Raw genomic sequence first — 16,120 nt, forward strand, 5'->3', positions numbered from 1 at the left:
CCCGGGGGGACTGAAACCCGCCCGGGCCACCGACGGTCCGGGCAGGCAATGCCTCAGCGGTGGCCCTGGCTGAGGTTCGACAAGCGCCCGGACAGGGCCTGCATGGCCTCGCTGACCTTGTCCAGGGCCTGGGCGTCCCGGGCGTTGTCCTCGCTGATGCCGTGGATGCGCACCGCCAGTTCGTTGATCTCCTGGGTCACGTGGCTCTGCTGCTGGGCCGCCACGGCAATCTGCTGCGCCCGCTGGGAAATATCGTCGAAGCTGGTCACCGTACTGGACAGCGCATCCGATGCACCGGACGCCTCGCCCACCGCCTGGCGGGTTCGTGTTTCGCCGGCCTGGATCGCCTGCACCGCCTGACGCGAGGCCTGCTGCAAGTCGTTGATCATGCCGCTGATCTCGTTGGCCGAGGTCTGGGTGCGGCCGGCCAGGGTCCGCACTTCGTCCGCCACCACGGCAAAGCCCCGGCCCTGCTCCCCGGCCCGGGCCGCTTCGATGGCGGCGTTCAGCGCCAGCAGGTTGGTCTGCTCGGAGATCGCCTTGATCACATCCAGCACCGCGCCGACCTGCTGGCTGTCCTGCTCCAGGCGCTGGATCACTGCCGCCGCCTCGGCCATTTCCGCGGACAACTGCTGGATCGACTGGCTGTTGGCATCGACCTTGTGCTGGCCCTCCTGCACCACCACCAGGGACTGGCGCGCGGTGTCGGCGCAGTTGTTGGTGTTCTGCGCCACTTCCAGGGCACTGGAGGACATCTCGGTGATGGCCGTGGCCAACTGGGTGTTCTCCTGGCGCTGCTGCTCGGCACGCTGGGCCAGGGTGCTGCTGAGTTGACCCAGACGCGCGGCTTCGTTCTGCAACTGCCGGGCTTCGCTGGCGATCTTCTGCAGCATTTGCCGCAACTGCCCGGCATAGCGGTTCACCGCGGCGCGCAAGGCGCCGATCTCGTCGGCCCGGGCCACGTGCAGCTCGGCGTTGTCGCTGGCCTGGCCACTGCCCAGGGCATCGATCTGCCGGGTGGTTTCTTCCAGTTGGGCAATCAGCTTGTGCCCGGCCAGCCAGGCAAAGAACAGCAGCAGCGCCAGCAACGGCAGGAGGAACAGCAGGATCTCGGTGGTCATGGCCCGGGCCAGGCCGGTGACCTTCTGCTCCGGGGTCACCAGGCCGATGGTCCAGCCGCTGCCGGGCATGCTGAACAAGCTGACCCGCGCCGCTTCCTGCAAGCGCCCGTCCTCGTCCAGGTCCAGGCTGCGCACCTGCCCGGTCGGTGCCGGCTTGGCCAGGGCCTCGGCCACCGGAAGCAACCAGGGTTGCTGCTTGCTCAGGGCGTCGAAGCTGAGCATCTGGCCCCCGCCGCCGGCCTGGGCATCAGGGAAATACAGCACGTTGCCGGCCTGGTCCAGGGCGAAGGCATAGCCGCCGGTGACCGCCCCCTGCTCCTTGAGGAAGCGCGCCAGGTCGTCCAGGCGCAGGTCGATGGTGGCGACCCCGGCAAAGGCACCGTCCTGGCGATAGGGCACGCTGCAGGTGGTCATCGGCACCTGGGTCACCGGGTCCTGGTAGGCCTCGGACCACAGGCAACGGCCCGGCGCGCTGTTGCGGGCGCCGGTATACCAGGCTTCATGGTGATAACCGGCGCTGCCGGCGGCGTTGTAGTCATCGGAGAATGCCAGGGGCCCGGCATCGCTGCGGGCCCAGAAGAAACTGCGGCGCTCCACGCCGGGGGTGAAGGCATTGGGTTCTGGCCAGATGCCGCCCCCGGCGATCGCCTTGTCGCCTTCATGGTCGATCACCTTGGGCAGGGTGGCCATGACCAGCGCCTGCTCCTTGGGCAGCCCTTCCAGCAGGTGGGCCATGCTCGCGGTCACCCCTTCGATGCCCGCCAACTGCAACGCCAGCTGGCGAACGATGGCGCTGCCGGTCTGCTCGATCAGTGCCGAGCTTGCCTCCACCACTTTGGGCTGCCCCCGTAAGGTCATCACGGCAAATACCGCCAGCGCCGTGAACAGCAACAGCAACACACTGCCGAGGGTCAAACGATGAGACAGACGAACCGGTAGCAAGGCCATGACGAACTCCATATCAATAGGCATTCAGAGCTTATCGACCGGATGCATGCTTCCCTTGAACAAAGAGTGATGCCGTTCACTTTTTTTGTCAGCGCAACAGGCGGGAGTACACCTGGAGAGGGGGCGACTCAGGCAGGGCCCTCGGTAGCCGGGGCCCTGCCATCCTCGAAACAAGACCCCGGGCTACGGGCAGCCCGGGCCAGGCACGAGAAGCGCTACACAACTGGCGGCGCTGGCGCCTTCAGTCCTGCTTGGCGCCCATGTACAGCTCGAAGTTCTCGATGTAGTCCGTGAGGTTCTCTTCCATCATCAGGCGGAACTCCTCGACGAAATAATCCACCGCCTGCTGCTTGGCCGCCGCCAGCTCCTGGGCATTGCGGCACCCGCAGGCGCTGACCCAGGCGCTGAAACGGGAGTTGGCGTACATCAGCGACGCGCTGGCCTTGCCCCGGCTGCTGTCGGCGATATGGGAGTTGGCCAGCTCGATAACGGCGTCGGCGCGGTTGTAGAAATCCTGGTCGGTGTCATTGGCCACGGGGCGTTCCTCTGGCGGAGTGGGGAAAATAAAGCGCCGGAGTATAAGAGTTTTGTCCTCCTGCACCGACTACTTTCATCCCCTGGCCGCACAAGCCGGGCTGCCGGCGAAGCGGCCCGTGAGCCTTGCGCCAGGCTGGCAGCCGCTTTCGCTGGCAAGCCAGCGCCTACAGATGGGTGGGCGCCGGCAAGGCTCGCAGCTGTTCGGCCAGCAGGGCTTCACTCTTGCCCTGGGACAGCACCACGCTGTTATTGGCCGCTTGCAGCGCCTGTTGCAGGTGGTGCTCGCCCCGCTGCCGGTCGCCTTCAAGAATGACTTGCAAGGCCAGGCAGCGCGGTCGCAGCCAGGGTGCGTTCCAATCCACTTCGGCGCTCATCGGCGTGTTGTTCAGGGGCGCGGCGTCACGCTGCAGCAAAGCGCGGCAGAACGCCAACTCGCCCCTCAACAACTCGATCAGGCCACTCATGCCGTTCAGTTGCGCCGACCGGGCCGCCAGCAATTGATCCAGTTCCTGCTCCATCTGCACCGCGGCCGGCCAGTCGCCCTGGTCCTGCAGGGCATTGAGGCGACAGCCGAATGCGACCAGGGGCCCGGGCATGGGGCCTTCGGCCAGGCGCTGAAGATCGTCCACCGGCAATTGTGCGCTGGGCACCCCGGCCACGGTCAGGGCCAACAGGCGTGCCTGGGCCAGCTCCGGACGTTGATCGTCGCGATGCCGGTACCAGCCCAGCAGTAGCATGCCGTCGCTGGGCAATACCCGCCAGGCAGGCATCAGGTTACCCACCCCCATGGCCAGATTGATCACGGCAAACGCCAGGGCAATGGCCCCCGGCACCCCAGGCCAGGACAGCCCAAGCGCCAGGGAAGCGCCACCCACCAGCAGATTCAGCAGCGGCCCGCACAGGACCACCAGCATCCACTGCTGCCGCAGTGGCCGTTGCAGATTGCTCGCGGCAATCACATAGCCGCCCAGGCGATTGCGCTTGAGCTGCGGTGCCCAGCGCACCCGCCAGCCGCGCCGCAGCACCTGGATCTCCACGGCGGCCACCCGTACATGCAACACCGGCATCGCGCACCCGCGTGCCCCCAGGTAATGCCCGCCCTCATGCACCACCAACGCGACAACCCCCAACAGCGAAGCCAGGAACATCGCCAGAAAGGGCTGCAACCCGGACTTGATGGTGAACCCCAGCACCAGCGCGGCGATAAACCAGCCACTGAGCAGCACCAGGCGCTGCACAATCGTCAGCAGAGTGTTCAAGGCCTTGAGCCAGGTGTTGCCATCCATCGAGTACGTCCCTGAGAGAAAACCGACACTGAACCGGGCGCGCAGACTGCCAGCTTCGCCCCAGGAAACTCAACCGCTGATTCACCTCTCTATCACCCCGCCTCCTAACCGCAGGAGCCGGCTTGCCGGCGAAGGGGCCCGCGAGCCCTGCATACGCCTGGCGGTCGCTTTCGCTGGCAAGCCAGCTCCTACGATGAGGGGCAGAGTGCCCCGCTCCCATCAATATCGATACCCACCGCAGGAGCCGGCTTGCCGGCGAAGGGGCCCGCGAGCCCTGCATATGACTGGCGGATGCTTTCGCTGGCAAGCCAGCTCCTACGATGCGGGGCAAAGTGCCCCGCTCCCATCAATATCAATACCCACCGTAGGAACCGGCTTGCCGGCGAAGGGGCCCTTGAGCCCTGCATACGGCTGGCGGTCGCTTTCGCTGGCAAGCCAGCTCCTACGAGGATGCGGGGGGCCAGTGGCGGGCCAGGACCGCGGCGATGCGCGGTTCGCGGTCGATGCGTTGCAGCAGGGCAAGAAAATCGGGATGGCTATCGCGCAGGTGCTCTCGCGCACCGGACCAGCGCGACACCACTGCCGCCTGGATATCCAGGGCACCCGGCGCCGCACCGCCGAAATATGGTCGCGACGCAAACTGCTCGGCGAACAGCCCCCAGCTGCGATACAGGCGCTCGGCCGCGGCGGCGCGCACCCGGGCCTTGAGCGGTTCGTCGGGGTCGCTGATCCAGCGTTCCGGGTAGTCGAGGATGCCGATGGCCGAATAGCAGTTGGCGGCGATGTACACCAGGCCGCGTATCACCTGGGCCCGGGCTGACGCTGGCGCAGGCAGCAACCCGGAGTCGGGAAACTCCAGGCCCAGGTGGATCAGGATCGCCGCGCTTTCGGTGAGGATGCTGCCATCGGGCAGTTGCAGGGTGGGAATCTGCAACAGCGGATTGAGCCGTGCCAGGGCCTCGCGCCCGGGGCTGTCCTCCCAGGGCGCGGCCTCGATGCGGCGGTAGGCCAGCTGGCAGTACTCCAGGGCGATCTCGACGATGGCCGAGCCGGTGCCCTGGCTTCCATACAGGTGATACATGGCGACAACCTCCTTGATGACCCGGGCCCATTAGCCCTTTCACGACAGGGCGTGGCATTGCACCTGCAGCACTTGCTCGCTCAGTGGCCGCGCCTCGATCCGCACCGGCAAAAATGCCTCGATCACCCGGATATTGCTCTGCAGGTGCTCGGTCATGCACGGCGTGGTGAAGCTGCCGCCACCGGCCAGGGCCATGGGCAGCAAGAGTTGATCGGCCAGGTGTTCCGCCACTGCGGCACCGGAGTCCAGCCAGTCCCGGGCCTGATCGATGGCGCCGTCGGCGACCTTCTCCGCCCGCAGGCTGTTCTGGCCGAAACCGCAAAACAGCTCGGTCAGGTGCTCGAAGGCGAACTCCAGCAGCAGCACATTGCCCGGGCCGTACTCTTCATCCAGCAGCACCGGGGTGAGCTGCTCGCGAGGCAGTTGCAGGCGATCGTGCACCCGGCGCAACTCGCGTTCCGCCACATGCTCGGGCAGGCCCGCGCTCAAGGCCCAGGCTCGACTGCCGAGCAATGCTCCGCGCTCTTGAAGATGCAAGGGTTGCAGCTCCGAAGGCTGGATAAAGGCCTCCAGTTCGCCACCGCCGGCCGGGACAAAACCATGGCGCAGCAGCTGCAGTTCCACCCGCCCGCCCATGCGCCGCAGTTGCGGCAGCCAGGCCTGCTGGAGGAAATCCACCGGCGGCGCCAGGGGGTTGTGGGTGCCGCCGCTGATGCTCACGCGGCTCGGCTGCGGCGCTCGCAGCAAGGCCGGCAGCAGGGTCTGCAGCACCAGGGTGCAACTGCCGGCGGTGCCAATGGCGAAGCGGTAGTCGCCGCCGCGGATCGGCCCCGGCTCGAAGCTCAGGACCTGGGAGCCAAGCTCGGCCCCAGTGGTTCTGGCGCCACATACCTGGGCCGCCGCCAGCACCGCGGTCAGGTGCTGGCGCAACAGCCCCGGGCGGCTGCGCCGGGCGCGAATATTATGGATACGCAGGGTCTTGCCGGTGAGCATCGACAGGCTCAGGGCGCTGCGCAGTACCTGGCCGCCGCCGATGGCGCCGTCCAGTTCGATTACATCCTGTTTCATCACATTCCTCAGGCGTAGTGCCGGACCGTTTCCCGTAGGTAAGCGTCCAGCAACGCGTTGTCTTCATGGGTACGCACCAGTTTCGGCACCGGGCGTTCCAGCTCGGCGGCGATAAAGGCGTGCAGTGCCGGGCGTCGCGGTCCGTAGGCGGACTCGTCGGCGCAGCGTTTCAAAACCAGCAGCTCGGCCACCTCGTCCAGCAGTGGCTGATGGTCGACGGTGGTCAGCAGGTCGGCGAAGGTCATCGGCGGTCGGCCGCGCCCCTGGTCGATCCAGCGCACCGCGAGCAAGGGCCGCAGGACGTAGAAGTACTTCTTGAAGCGCACGCTGTCGCCTTGCAGGTAACCGCGAAAGTTCTTCCTGGCCATCGACAGATAATGGTTGCGCGCCGCCGGCGGGCTGTAGAACGCCTCGGCCAGCTCGCGCAGGCGCTCGGCGGCGGTCGGTTCGCTGCGGTACACCAGGGGCGAATCCAGCCATTCCAGCAGGGTCGGGTTGGACTTGCGCAACAGCCCCAGGGTCTTGCGCAGTTCCCAGCCGCTGATGTCCAGCTCGTCGTCCAGGGGCCGCTCGATCACGTCGCGCCCGGCATCCACCTGGATGAACCATTCGGGCTTTTCCACATAGACGAAACGCACATCGTAATCGCTGTCGGTAGAGGCAAAGCCCCAGGCCCGACTGCCGGATTCGCAGGCATACAGCACCTGCACATTGCGCTCGCGCTCGATCCGCGCCAGCTCGGCCAATACCCGTTCGCGCATGGCGCTGCTCAGGGGATGGCGCTCCAGATGTTCCATGATCCTTTTCCTTGTTCAATCCGTGGCGCTGGCGGCCAGCACACTCAGGGTCCGGCGCACGGGGTTCCACACCGTCAGGCACCAGACGCCCCACCACTCCAGGCCTTCGTCGAAATATTCACTCCAGGGCAGCAGATGCGGGCCCATGGCCGGGGCCTGACAATCCAGCTCCAGGCCGCCCACCCAGTTGATCACCTGGGGCTGCTGCTGGAGATCGAGCCCCAGCAGGTCCAGCCATTGGCCGTACACCTGGCGGGCCTGTTCGGCCCCACCCGGGAAATGCAGCCCGTACGGTGGCTGGCAAAACGCCCGGTACAAGGCCCAATCCTGCTGCTCCGGATCTTCGCAAACCAGTTGCCGGACCTGCTGCGGGCTGAGCCGCTCAGGCAGTGCTCGCTCCGGTTCCCAGCGCATCTGCGGTTCACCAACGTCGGCGTAGCGCGGGTCCTGGCGCAGCTTTTTCCAGGCCTCACGGCGCCTGGCCATCAGGTGCTGATACAGGTGCTGCAAGCCCTGGCGATGCAAGGCCTGATTCACCTCGACACCCGGCTCCACCGCCAGCCGCACAAAATCGAACACGCAAAACGCCGCTTCCAGCTGTTGGCGCAGCGCCTGGCTGTGCTCATCTTCAACCGGGGTCAACATGGCGGTTCTCCTTTCCTCACAACAGCCGCTGGACCGAACCGGCGGGTAATTCCCCGGCGGCTTCCATTGCCTGCAAGCGTTGCACCATGGCCTCGCGCAGGGGCTTGGGGGTCACCGGGTCGAACATCCCGTAGCGGCTGTCGCACCAGCGTGCCAGGGCCTCGCGCCAATAGGCGGCGTCACTGCCGCCCTGCCCCAGGCGCCACAGCAGGTACTCCAACTGACGCCAGCCCGGTTTGAGGGCCAGCATGGCCCAGCGTCGCGCCTTGGGCAGATCGTGCCAATGCTGGTCCAGACGCTGCTCCAGGGCCTCGTCGAATACCGCCCACGGCTGCTGGCGCAACAGGCCCAGGGCGCAGTCGAAGACCTTGTCCGAGGCATCGTCCAGGGCCGCCAGTTGCTCGGCTGTGCCACGTTCGCCCAGGGTTTGCAGGGCCTGCAGGCGCACGCTCAGCGCCGGCGAAGCCAGGGCCTGGCGCACCATGGCATCGGCCTGTGGCTCCTGCAGCTCCCTGACCAACCCCAGTAGCCCCAGCCACTGGCGCTTGTTGCCCGGGGCCGGCTGCTGCAAGCGGGCCAGCAGCACTGCCCGCGGGTCCAGCCCATGGCGCGGCGCGGCCCAGTGGGCCAGGCAACGCAAGGCCCCCGAAGGGTCGAGCAGGGCCTGCGCCAGATACTCGCGACAATCGGCCAGGCGCGACAGCAGCAGCCGCAGGGCCTTGACCCGCACACTGGCGCCGCAGCTGCGCATCACCTCTTCCAGCAAGGGCAGCGCCTGCTCATCGGGCAGTTCGGCGCAGGCGTCCACCGCCATCTGCCGCACGCTGACCTCCGGGTGGCGCAGGGCCATGGCCAGCAGCGCCGGTCGGTCCTCGACGCCCTTGAGCAACAGCTCGAAGACAAAGCGCGCAGCCTTGCCCCGGCAAGTGCCAAAGGCCCCTTGCACCTGGTCGCGCACCTGGGCCAGTTGCAACACGGCGCTGGCCCGCTCCAGGGTCGCGCCGTGGTCGGCGCGCTGCTTGCCCGCCAGGGCCAGCAGCGGTGCCAGGGTCTGCAACAGCAGCCCGGCATGCTCCGGCACCCAATAGGCCTCGACCGCCGCGGCGGCCTCCTGGCGAACCTGGGGCACCCAGTCGTTGAGGCGCTCCAGCAAAGCCACCAGGGCCTCTGCCGAAGGCTGCGCGGCCAGGCCGCGCACCGCGGCCTGACGCACGAAACCGTTGCCGAAGCGGCTCAGCTCCAGCCAGGCGCTGTGCCTGTCCAACTCGTCCATCACCTCCCGCACGCGGCGGGCTTCGTAGTCGCTCAGCTGGTACTGCCAGCCGGGCGGGGTTGCTATCAATGCATCCATGTCGTCCATTGCTCTACCCCTTAACGCACACCACCTGACGCAGGGTGTGCAGCACTTCCACCAGCTCGCGCTGGGCGTGCATCACTTGGTCGATGTCCTTGTAGGCCATCGGGATTTCATCGATCACCGCTTCGTCCTTACGGCACTCCACATGGGCGGTCGCGCGGATCTGGTCGGCCAGGGTGAAGGTGTTCTTGGCCTTGGTGCGGCTCATGGTACGCCCCGCGCCGTGGCTGCAGGAGCAGAACGCCTCCTCGTTACCCAATCCGCGGACAATGAAGCTCTTGGCCCCCATCGAACCCGGAATGATCCCCAGCTCGCCCTTCTTCGCCGACACCGCCCCCTTGCGGGTCACCAGCACCTCTTCACCGAAGTGGCGCTCCTTCTGCACGTAGTTGTGGTGGCAGTTGACTGCCTCCAGCGCCACCTCGAAGGGCTTGCTGATCACCTTGCGGGTGGCCTGGATCACCAGTTGCATCATCAGCTCACGGTTCTGCCGGGCGAAATCCTGGGCCCAGGCCACCGCTTCCACGTAATCGTTGAAGTGCTGGCTGCCTTCCTCGAAATAGGCCAGGTCGCGGTCCGGCAGGTTGGCGATGTGCTGGCGCATATCGGCCTGGGCCAGGTGAATGAACAGGTTGCCGATGGCGTTACCTACGCCACGGGAACCGCTGTGGAGCATGAACCAGACCCGGTTGGCCTCATCCAGGCAGACCTCGATGAAGTGGTTACCCCCGCCGAGGGTTCCCAGGTGCTTGCGGTTGTTGCTGTTGGCCAGGGCCGGGTACTTATCGGTGATCGCCTTGAAACGTGGGTGCAGCGCAGCCCAGGCCTGGTCGGCCTGATTCGGCACGTCGCCCCAGGCGCCCTTATCGCGACCGCTACGGGGCGAGGTACGACCGTGAGGCACCGCCGCCTCGATGGCGCTACGCAATCCGGCCAGGTTATCCGGCAGGTCGGAGGCGGTCAGCGAAGTACGGGCGGCGATCATTCCGCAGCCGATATCCACCCCGACCGCAGCCGGGATGATCGCGCCCACCGTGGGGATCACGCTACCGATGGTCGAACCCTTACCCAGGTGCACGTCGGGCATCACCGCCAGGTGCTTGAAGATGAACGGCATCTTCGCAGTGTTCATCAATTGCTGGCGGGCTTCGTTTTCCACCGGCACGCCCTGGGTCCACATCTTGATCGGCTTGCCGTTGGCGACTTCCAGCAATTGGTAGGTCTTGTGTTCCATGTCGTTGACTCTTTTTCCTGTGGCCGCGGATACGGCCTTGTTCAATAGGGTGCGCAGGAGCCGGGTCGCAGAAGACGATCTCGGGAGTCTCTTCGCTGGCAAGCCAGCTCCTACGAAATTGCGGTGTTCGGTGCAAACGGCGACAAGTGGAGGTGAAACATGCAGCGCGCTCTGCCTCTGAGCTAGCACCTTGCGGTGAACGGGACTCGAACCCGCGACCACGCTGTCCTGTAGTTCCACCGGCATTCGCCGGGTCAATCGGTGCAGGCCGGGCCTGCGGGCAGCGACAAGGGAACAGGCACATTTGCTCTACCGACTGAGCTACAGCCTTGCGGCTGGCGGGGTTCGAACCCGCGACACGATGTAGTACCCGTGGCATTCGCTGCCATCCCGCCGAGGCGGGGGGAAAAGATGCGACGACAAGGAGTCGATGAAACGGTGCACTCGCGTTCTGACCATTGAACCACGGCGCCGTTTTCCGGCACCGGCGGGAATCGAACCCGCATCTCGAACCTTGGATGTAGTTCCATCAGCATTCGTCGCAAAAACTGCAAAAAAGGTGGCACGACAAAAGAAGTGACTGATCGCCGGATTCGAACCGGCTTAACCAATATGTACAGCCACTGGCATTCGTGCCGTCACCGGCCCTGACAAGAGTTGCTGAGACGCCTTTGGATGTAGTCACAGCGGCATTCAGGGCCAATGAGCAAAAAATCTGTAGTGTGCGCCGGCTGGCCGGCGCACGGTGTGTTTCATCCTCTACCGATCAGCGTTACATCGCCTCGATCGCCTTTACCCAGTGCTGCGCACCGTAATTGCCCGCAGTGAACTGCTCGATCACATCGAACACCGCGTCACTGAAGCCGCCGACGTTGAGGATGTCCTCGCGGTCCGGTGCCTGGGTCGTGGCCCCGGGCTGCATGTCGATGCACACCAGCTTCGCCTGCGGGTTGATGGCCCGGATCCGCTCCCACTGGCGCATCGTTTCCGTGGCGCCGTGGCGCCGCGCATCGATCCACGACTCGTTGTCCGAGACCAGGATCAGCGTGTCCACGCGGCTCTTGGCGTTGGCCAACTGCGCCAGGGGCGCCGAGCAGTTGGTCCCCCCTCCGCCGATGTTCGCCAGCTTCTGCGCATTGCTCATCACGCTGTCCCGCGGGTTGAGGTGGATGTTCACCACCCCACGCTCGAACGGCATGACCCGCGCCGCCGGCTGCTTGCGCAACACCGCGGCCGCCACCAGTGCCGCCACATCGATGCAGCGCACTGCGGTGGTGGCGCCCTGGCGATAGCCAGTGACCGGGCTGTGCATCGAGCCCGAGACATCCGGGCAGACCACCACGTTGCCCGCCAGCGCCGGGACGTTGGCCAGGGACAGCTCCAGGGCATCCTGCAGCGCCTCGCGGACCGCCTGCGGCACCTCGTCACCGGCCATGCGGTAGGCCGCCAGCAACTGGTACGGATAGACCCGAGCCTTGGCCACCTCCCCCGCATCCGCCAGCCGCGCCGCCACGTACTCGGTGCAACCCGGCACCTGGAACGCGCCGTGGCGCGCCAGGGTATTGAGGTTCATGCGCAGCCCCTGCCAGCCCATGTTGCGGGCCTGCCCGGCCCATTGTTCGGCGCTCAGTGTCTCGTTGCCGAGCAACTGGAACGGCACCTGGGGCACTTCCCGGGTCGCTCCGCTGCGAAACGCCAGCAGGTCCCGGGTCAGCTCAGGCAGCGCCTGCACATCCACCGGCTTGCCGATCAACCAGGCAAAGAAGGCTTCACGCCAGGCCTCGCCTGGCTTGGGGTGAACCATCTTCACCACGTCCGCCAGGGACGGCTGGTTGCCGATCGAGGCCTGCAACAGCTGACGCTCGGTGGCGCTGTTCAACCAGTTCTGCACCAGGCGCTTGGGCTGCGAACCCAGGGATTTGCGCCCGGTCACGCCGCTGCGCAGGATCTGCACGAAGTTGCGCAGCATCTTGCCGTTGTCCACCACCTGGGCGAACAGCTCCGGCACCAGGGCCGAGCGTTGCGCGGTCAGTGCCGCCAGCAGCAGCGCCGGCATGTCCTTCATATGGCCTTGCTGCCGAGCGTAACGGGCGGCCTGGGCGACGAAGCGGCTGTCCAGCTCGCTCACCAGTTGCAGCACCGCTTCCAGCTGGCCTTCAGGCGAGGTGTAGAAGGTCGAGTTCAAGCAACCGGTAACCGCCAGCTGGGCCAGGCGATGCTTGGCGTTGTAGGCATAGGCCCCGGCCTTGGAAGCGTTCAGGGTGGTGCTCGCTGGCGCTTTTGCCTGTTGGGTATTGAACAGCTGGAAGTTGGCCATCTTGGCGTCTCGCTCTGTTGTCTTGTTCGTTGCCAGAGATATTGCAGCCGCTGTGCCAGGTTTTGATTTTTCACCAAATTATTTTTTAAATCATTGATTTATAAAGTTTTTATCTTTTATCACTTTTTCATCAAGTATTCGGCAAGACAAACGCCTCGATAATTTTATATCTTTGCTTATCGTTTTTTATCTCCAGGTATAAGCATGTCGAACAAGCCCACGGTCGCCATAGGTTTTGTCGGTTCCACCCTCGATCGCGTCGGCAAGGGTGCCAACCGCTGGAGCCATTGGCGGCCCACGGTCGGTCTGTGCCAGCAGCAGGATGTGCTGATCAACCGCCTGGAGCTGATCCATGGCCTGGACGCGCGGGATGTCAGCCTGGCCGAACGGGTGGCCAACGACGTGCGCCAGGTGTCGCCGGAAACCGAGGTGCGCCTGCACCCCATGGGCCTGAACAATCCCTGGGATTTCGAGGAGGTGTACGGCGCCCTGCACGACTTCACCAGCGCCTACCCGTTCGACACCGAGCGCGAGGACTACCTGGTGCACATCACCACCGGCACCCACGTGGCGCAGATCTGCTGGTTCCTGCTGACCGAGGCGCGCTACCTCCCTGCCCGGCTGATCCAGACCTCGCCGGCGCGGCGCCGCGACCCGGACCAGCACGCCACCGGCACCCACGCCCTGATCGACCTCGACTTGTCGCGCTACGACCGCATCGCCTCGCGTTTTGCCCACAAGCGCCTGGAAGGCCTGGCCTTCCTCAAGTCCGGGATCGCCACCCGCAACCCGGCATTCAACCGCTCCATCGAGCAGATCGAACGGGTCGCCGTGCGCTCCAGGGCACCGATGCTGCTGATCGGCCCCACCGGTGCCGGCAAGTCGTTCCTGGCCCGGCGCATCTATGAGCTCAAGCGTGGCCGGCACCAGGTGCAGGGGCGCTTTGTCGAGGTCAACTGCGCCACCCTGCGCGGCGACGGGGCCATGTCGGCACTGTTCGGCCATATCAAGGGCGCCTTCACCGGCGCCCAGAATGCCCGCGAAGGCCTGCTGCGGGCGGCGGATGGCGGCATGCTGTTTCTCGACGAGATCGGTGAACTGGGGCTGGACGAACAGGCCATGCTGCTCAAGGCCATCGAGGAGAAGCGCTTCTTTCCCATGGGTTCGGACCAGGAGGTGCAGAGCGATTTCCTGATCATCGCCGGCACCCACCGCGACCTGCGTGGCCGGGTGGCCCAGGGCCTGTTCCGCGAGGACCTGTATGCGCGGATCAACCTCTGGACCTTCAACCTGCCGGGGCTGGCGGGGCGCCGCGAAGACATCGAACCGAACATCGATTTCGAGCTGGAGCGTCACGCCCGGGAACAAGGGCAGCTGGTGCGCTTCAACCTTGAAGCGCGGCGACGCTACCTGGCCTTTGCCAGCTCCAGCGAAGCGGCGTGGCTGGGCAACTTCCGCGAGCTGTCGGCGTCCATCACCCGCATGGCCACCCTGGCCGACAGCGGGCGCATCGACCAGGCCCAGGCCGAGGAAGAGATCCAGCGCCTGCGCCACGCCTGGGGGCTGGAGAACCAAGAGGACGAACTGCAGAAACTGCTGGGCGACGATGTGGAGCTGGACCTGTTCGACCGCCTGCAACTCAAGGCAGTGATTGCCGAGTGCCGCCGCGCCGACAGCCTGTCGGAGGCGGGGCGCCGGCTGTTCGGCGTGTCACGCCTGGGCAAGGCCAACCCCAACGACGCCGACCGCCTGCGCAAATACCTGGCGCGTTTCGGCCTGGATTGGAAACAGCTGTAGCCGCTGGCGCAGGCTGCGAACGGCCCGCAGGGACGCAGGGTTTTCAAGATCGATAGAGGTTTGGCTGGCGATTGCCAAGCAAGGTCCTGCGGACCTTTGCGCAGCTTCGCAGGCTCAGCAGCGGCTACAGGGCCAATGCCGATCCGGGATTTGTGTAGCCGCTGCCGCAGGCTGCGCACGGCCCGTAGGGACGCAGGGTTTTCAAGATCGATAGAGGTTCGGCTGGCGATTGCCAGGCAAGGTCCTGCGGACCTTTGCGCAGCTTCGCAGGCTCAGCAGCGGCTACAGGGCCAATGCCGATCCGGGATTTGTGTAGCCGCTGCCGCAGGCTGCGCACGGCCCGTAGGGACGCAGGGTTTTCAAGATCGATAGAGGTTCGGCTGGCGATTGCCAGGCAAGGTCCTGCGGACCTTTGCGCAGCTTCGCGGGCTCAGCAGCGGCTACAGGGCTGCGGTTGGGACGGCGAAGACGCCGCTGGCCCGGGCCACTTCCCGTTCGCCGACCCGCAGCACCACGGTGGCAAAGGCCATCTGCCGGCCACGCTTGGCATGCTCCAGGTGCACCTCGATCCATTCCCCGACCTGCACCGCCCCCAGGTAGTCGAGGGTCATGCTGGCGGTGATCAACGGCAAGGGCGGATCGCTGGAAAACGCCATGGCGTAGCCCATGCCGATGTCTGCCAGGGTGGCGATGATGCCGCCATGTACCGTGCCCCGGCCGTTGGCGTGCCGGGTATCGGCCCGCAGGCCGACGCGCAGTTCGCTGCCACTGCCGCAGCCATAGACCGGGCCGATCAGTTCCAGCAGCGGGCTGCTGCGGGGCAAGGGGGCAAAACCTGGGGGGATAGCCGACTCGCGCATGAAGCACTCCTTGATCTGCGCCGAAACACCGTCGCCCCGGGCTGCCACAGGTGTAGTCCTGAACCCGCGCCGCGCCTATCAGCATCAGCCAGGAAAATTGTCGTCGATAAGCCAAGCCGGGATCGTGGTCTTTCCCCGAACGACGGTAAGATGCGCACCTGCGACCCTGTCGCCGATTCATCCCTCAAGGAGCCCCCATGCAGCATCAGGACGATCACCCTGCAAAATTCCGTCGACTGGCCCTGGCCCTGTTCGGCGCCCTGGCCCTCAGCGCCTGCTCTCCCGGCGACCACAACAGCAGCGCCGTGGCCTTGGGCGGGGCCCAGGGCAAGGCCGGCGCGCAATTGGCCTATGAGCATGAGCTGACCCTGTCGCTGCCGGCCGCGCAGATCGGTCCGCGCCTGGCGCAAACCCGCGAAGCCTGCGAGAAGGCCCAGTTCGGCCCGTGCAATATCCTGCGCCTGGAACAGGGCAAGTACCGTGCCCAGGTGACGCTGCGAATAGTCCCGGACGGTGTGGAGCCCATCGTCCAGCAGGCCTCCCAGGGCGCGGAACTGGGCGAGCGCATCACCAGCGCCGAAGACCTGGCCGATGCCGTGGCCGATGTGCAGCGCCAGCAGCAGCGGCTCAAGGCCCAGCAGCAGCGCCTGGACGAACTGGCGGCGCGCAAGGACATCAGCGTCAGCGACCTGATTGCCCTGAGCCGGGAACAGGCCGGCATCGAGAACGACCTGCAGGCCCTGGCCCAGACCGCCGCCGGCCAGCAACGCCGCCTGGACACCAACCTCCTGACCCTGAAGTTCCTGCCCAGCGACGGCGTCCAGCGCGAATCCAGCCTCAAGCGCGCCTTCAGCAACCTGCTGGACAACCTGGCCGACGGCACCGCCGAGGCCCTGGAGAAAGGCAGCTATGTGCTGCCCTTCGTGATCCTGGCCTTCCCCCTGGTGCTGCTCTGGGTCTGGCTGTGGCGCAAATTCGTACGCCGGCGCCCCTGACCCCACCCCGTAGGAGCCGGCTTGCCGGCGAAGAGGCCCGCAAGCCTTGCACCGCCCTGGCGAACGCCTTCGCTGGC

13 protein-coding genes and 1 pseudogene are annotated in these 16,120 nt (G+C 66.0%); 2 read left to right on the plus strand and 12 right to left on the minus strand.

What is annotated here, in order from left to right; genetic code table 11:
• Positions 1-53 precede the first annotated feature (53 nt).
• The 11 genes and pseudogenes from ACUXVH_RS25610 to ACUXVH_RS25660 all read right to left on the minus strand — a co-directional run bounded on the left by ACUXVH_RS25610 (position 54) and on the right by ACUXVH_RS25660 (position 12,391).
• Entirely contained in the window at positions 54-1,190 is a 1,137-nt protein-coding gene (locus ACUXVH_RS25610; RefSeq protein WP_370511292.1) for a methyl-accepting chemotaxis protein, read from the minus strand.
• Positions 1,176-2,093 (minus strand): annotated as a pseudogene (locus tag ACUXVH_RS25615) (cache domain-containing protein); the annotation flags it as partial. The pseudogene ACUXVH_RS25615 and the gene ACUXVH_RS25610, both read right to left, overlap by 15 nt.
• 217 nt (positions 2,094-2,310) lie before the next feature.
• On the minus strand, positions 2,311-2,604 hold the full coding sequence (locus ACUXVH_RS25620) for a DUF3144 domain-containing protein (RefSeq protein ID WP_011060609.1): 294 nt from the start codon (positions 2,602-2,604) through the stop codon (positions 2,311-2,313).
• Between the two features lie 166 nt (positions 2,605-2,770).
• The gene (locus ACUXVH_RS25625) at positions 2,771-3,892 is read right to left on the minus strand and encodes a site-2 protease family protein (protein ID WP_065363585.1); all 1,122 of its coding nucleotides are present in this window, start codon (positions 3,890-3,892) and stop codon (positions 2,771-2,773) included.
• 442 nt (positions 3,893-4,334) lie between these two features.
• Complete coding sequence (locus ACUXVH_RS25630; RefSeq protein WP_065363584.1) at positions 4,335-4,973, minus strand: glutathione S-transferase family protein; 639 nt, start codon at positions 4,971-4,973, stop codon at positions 4,335-4,337.
• 39 nt (positions 4,974-5,012) lie between these two features.
• Positions 5,013-6,041 carry an RNA 3'-terminal phosphate cyclase gene (gene rtcA, locus ACUXVH_RS25635; RefSeq protein ID WP_015635092.1) on the minus strand — a complete coding sequence of 343 codons (1,029 nt, stop codon included), beginning with the start codon at positions 6,039-6,041 and terminating at the stop codon, positions 5,013-5,015.
• 8 nt (positions 6,042-6,049) lie between these two features.
• On the minus strand, positions 6,050-6,838 hold the full coding sequence (locus ACUXVH_RS25640; RefSeq protein ID WP_011060605.1) for a nucleotidyltransferase domain-containing protein: 789 nt from the start codon (positions 6,836-6,838) through the stop codon (positions 6,050-6,052).
• Between the two features lie 15 nt (positions 6,839-6,853).
• A complete protein-coding gene (locus tag ACUXVH_RS25645) occupies positions 6,854-7,483 on the minus strand; it encodes a hypothetical protein (protein WP_065363583.1) in 630 nt (209 codons plus the stop codon).
• Between the two features lie 16 nt (positions 7,484-7,499).
• Positions 7,500-8,843 (minus strand): PBS lyase, encoded by a 1,344-nt coding sequence (locus ACUXVH_RS25650; RefSeq protein WP_065363582.1) that lies wholly within the window; start codon positions 8,841-8,843, stop codon positions 7,500-7,502.
• A 4-nt stretch (positions 8,844-8,847) separates the two neighbouring features.
• Entirely contained in the window at positions 8,848-10,074 is a 1,227-nt protein-coding gene (locus ACUXVH_RS25655) for an RtcB family protein (RefSeq protein WP_011060602.1), read from the minus strand.
• Between the two features lie 772 nt (positions 10,075-10,846).
• Entirely contained in the window at positions 10,847-12,391 is a 1,545-nt protein-coding gene (locus ACUXVH_RS25660; RefSeq protein WP_053157624.1) for an RNA-binding protein, read from the minus strand.
• A 204-nt stretch (positions 12,392-12,595) separates the two neighbouring features.
• Here ACUXVH_RS25660 and rtcR point away from each other — a divergent pair, with 204 nt between their 5' ends.
• Complete coding sequence (rtcR, locus tag ACUXVH_RS25665; protein WP_065363581.1) at positions 12,596-14,188, plus strand: RNA repair transcriptional activator RtcR; 1,593 nt, start codon at positions 12,596-12,598, stop codon at positions 14,186-14,188.
• Between the two features lie 440 nt (positions 14,189-14,628).
• Here rtcR and ACUXVH_RS25670 read toward each other — a convergent pair whose 3' ends face one another.
• Positions 14,629-15,048: a PaaI family thioesterase gene (locus tag ACUXVH_RS25670; RefSeq protein WP_065363580.1), complete on the minus strand. Its 420-nt coding sequence runs from the start codon at positions 15,046-15,048 to the stop codon at positions 14,629-14,631.
• A gap of 197 nt (positions 15,049-15,245) precedes the next feature.
• Here ACUXVH_RS25670 and ACUXVH_RS25675 point away from each other — a divergent pair, with 197 nt between their 5' ends.
• Complete coding sequence (locus tag ACUXVH_RS25675) at positions 15,246-16,043, plus strand: DUF4349 domain-containing protein (RefSeq protein WP_065363579.1); 798 nt, start codon at positions 15,246-15,248, stop codon at positions 16,041-16,043.
• Positions 16,044-16,120: the final 77 nt, after the last annotated feature.

The sequence above is a fragment of the Pseudomonas sp. 8(2025) genome (assembly GCF_052665325.1).

What these genes read in the sequence shown, in the direction of transcription:
- ACUXVH_RS25610 (WP_370511292.1), bottom strand. Translation starts at nt 1,190, where the DNA reads ATGCCCGGCAGCGGCTGGACCATCGGCCTGGTGACCCCGGAGCAGAAG.
- ACUXVH_RS25625 (WP_065363585.1), bottom strand. Translation starts at nt 3,892, where the DNA reads ATGGATGGCAACACCTGGCTCAAGGCCTTGAACACTCTGCTGACGATT.
- ACUXVH_RS25630 (WP_065363584.1), bottom strand. Translation starts at nt 4,973, where the DNA reads ATGTATCACCTGTATGGAAGCCAGGGCACCGGCTCGGCCATCGTCGAG.
- rtcA (WP_015635092.1), bottom strand. Translation starts at nt 6,041, where the DNA reads ATGAAACAGGATGTAATCGAACTGGACGGCGCCATCGGCGGCGGCCAG.
- ACUXVH_RS25640 (WP_011060605.1), bottom strand. Translation starts at nt 6,838, where the DNA reads ATGGAACATCTGGAGCGCCATCCCCTGAGCAGCGCCATGCGCGAACGG.
- ACUXVH_RS25645 (WP_065363583.1), bottom strand. Translation starts at nt 7,483, where the DNA reads ATGTTGACCCCGGTTGAAGATGAGCACAGCCAGGCGCTGCGCCAACAG.
- ACUXVH_RS25650 (WP_065363582.1), bottom strand. Translation starts at nt 8,843, where the DNA reads ATGGACGACATGGATGCATTGATAGCAACCCCGCCCGGCTGGCAGTAC.
- ACUXVH_RS25655 (WP_011060602.1), bottom strand. Translation starts at nt 10,074, where the DNA reads ATGGAACACAAGACCTACCAATTGCTGGAAGTCGCCAACGGCAAGCCG.
- ACUXVH_RS25660 (WP_053157624.1), bottom strand. Translation starts at nt 12,391, where the DNA reads ATGGCCAACTTCCAGCTGTTCAATACCCAACAGGCAAAAGCGCCAGCG.
- rtcR (WP_065363581.1), top strand. Translation starts at nt 12,596, where the DNA reads ATGTCGAACAAGCCCACGGTCGCCATAGGTTTTGTCGGTTCCACCCTC.
- ACUXVH_RS25670 (WP_065363580.1), bottom strand. Translation starts at nt 15,048, where the DNA reads ATGCGCGAGTCGGCTATCCCCCCAGGTTTTGCCCCCTTGCCCCGCAGC.
- ACUXVH_RS25675 (WP_065363579.1), top strand. Translation starts at nt 15,246, where the DNA reads ATGCAGCATCAGGACGATCACCCTGCAAAATTCCGTCGACTGGCCCTG.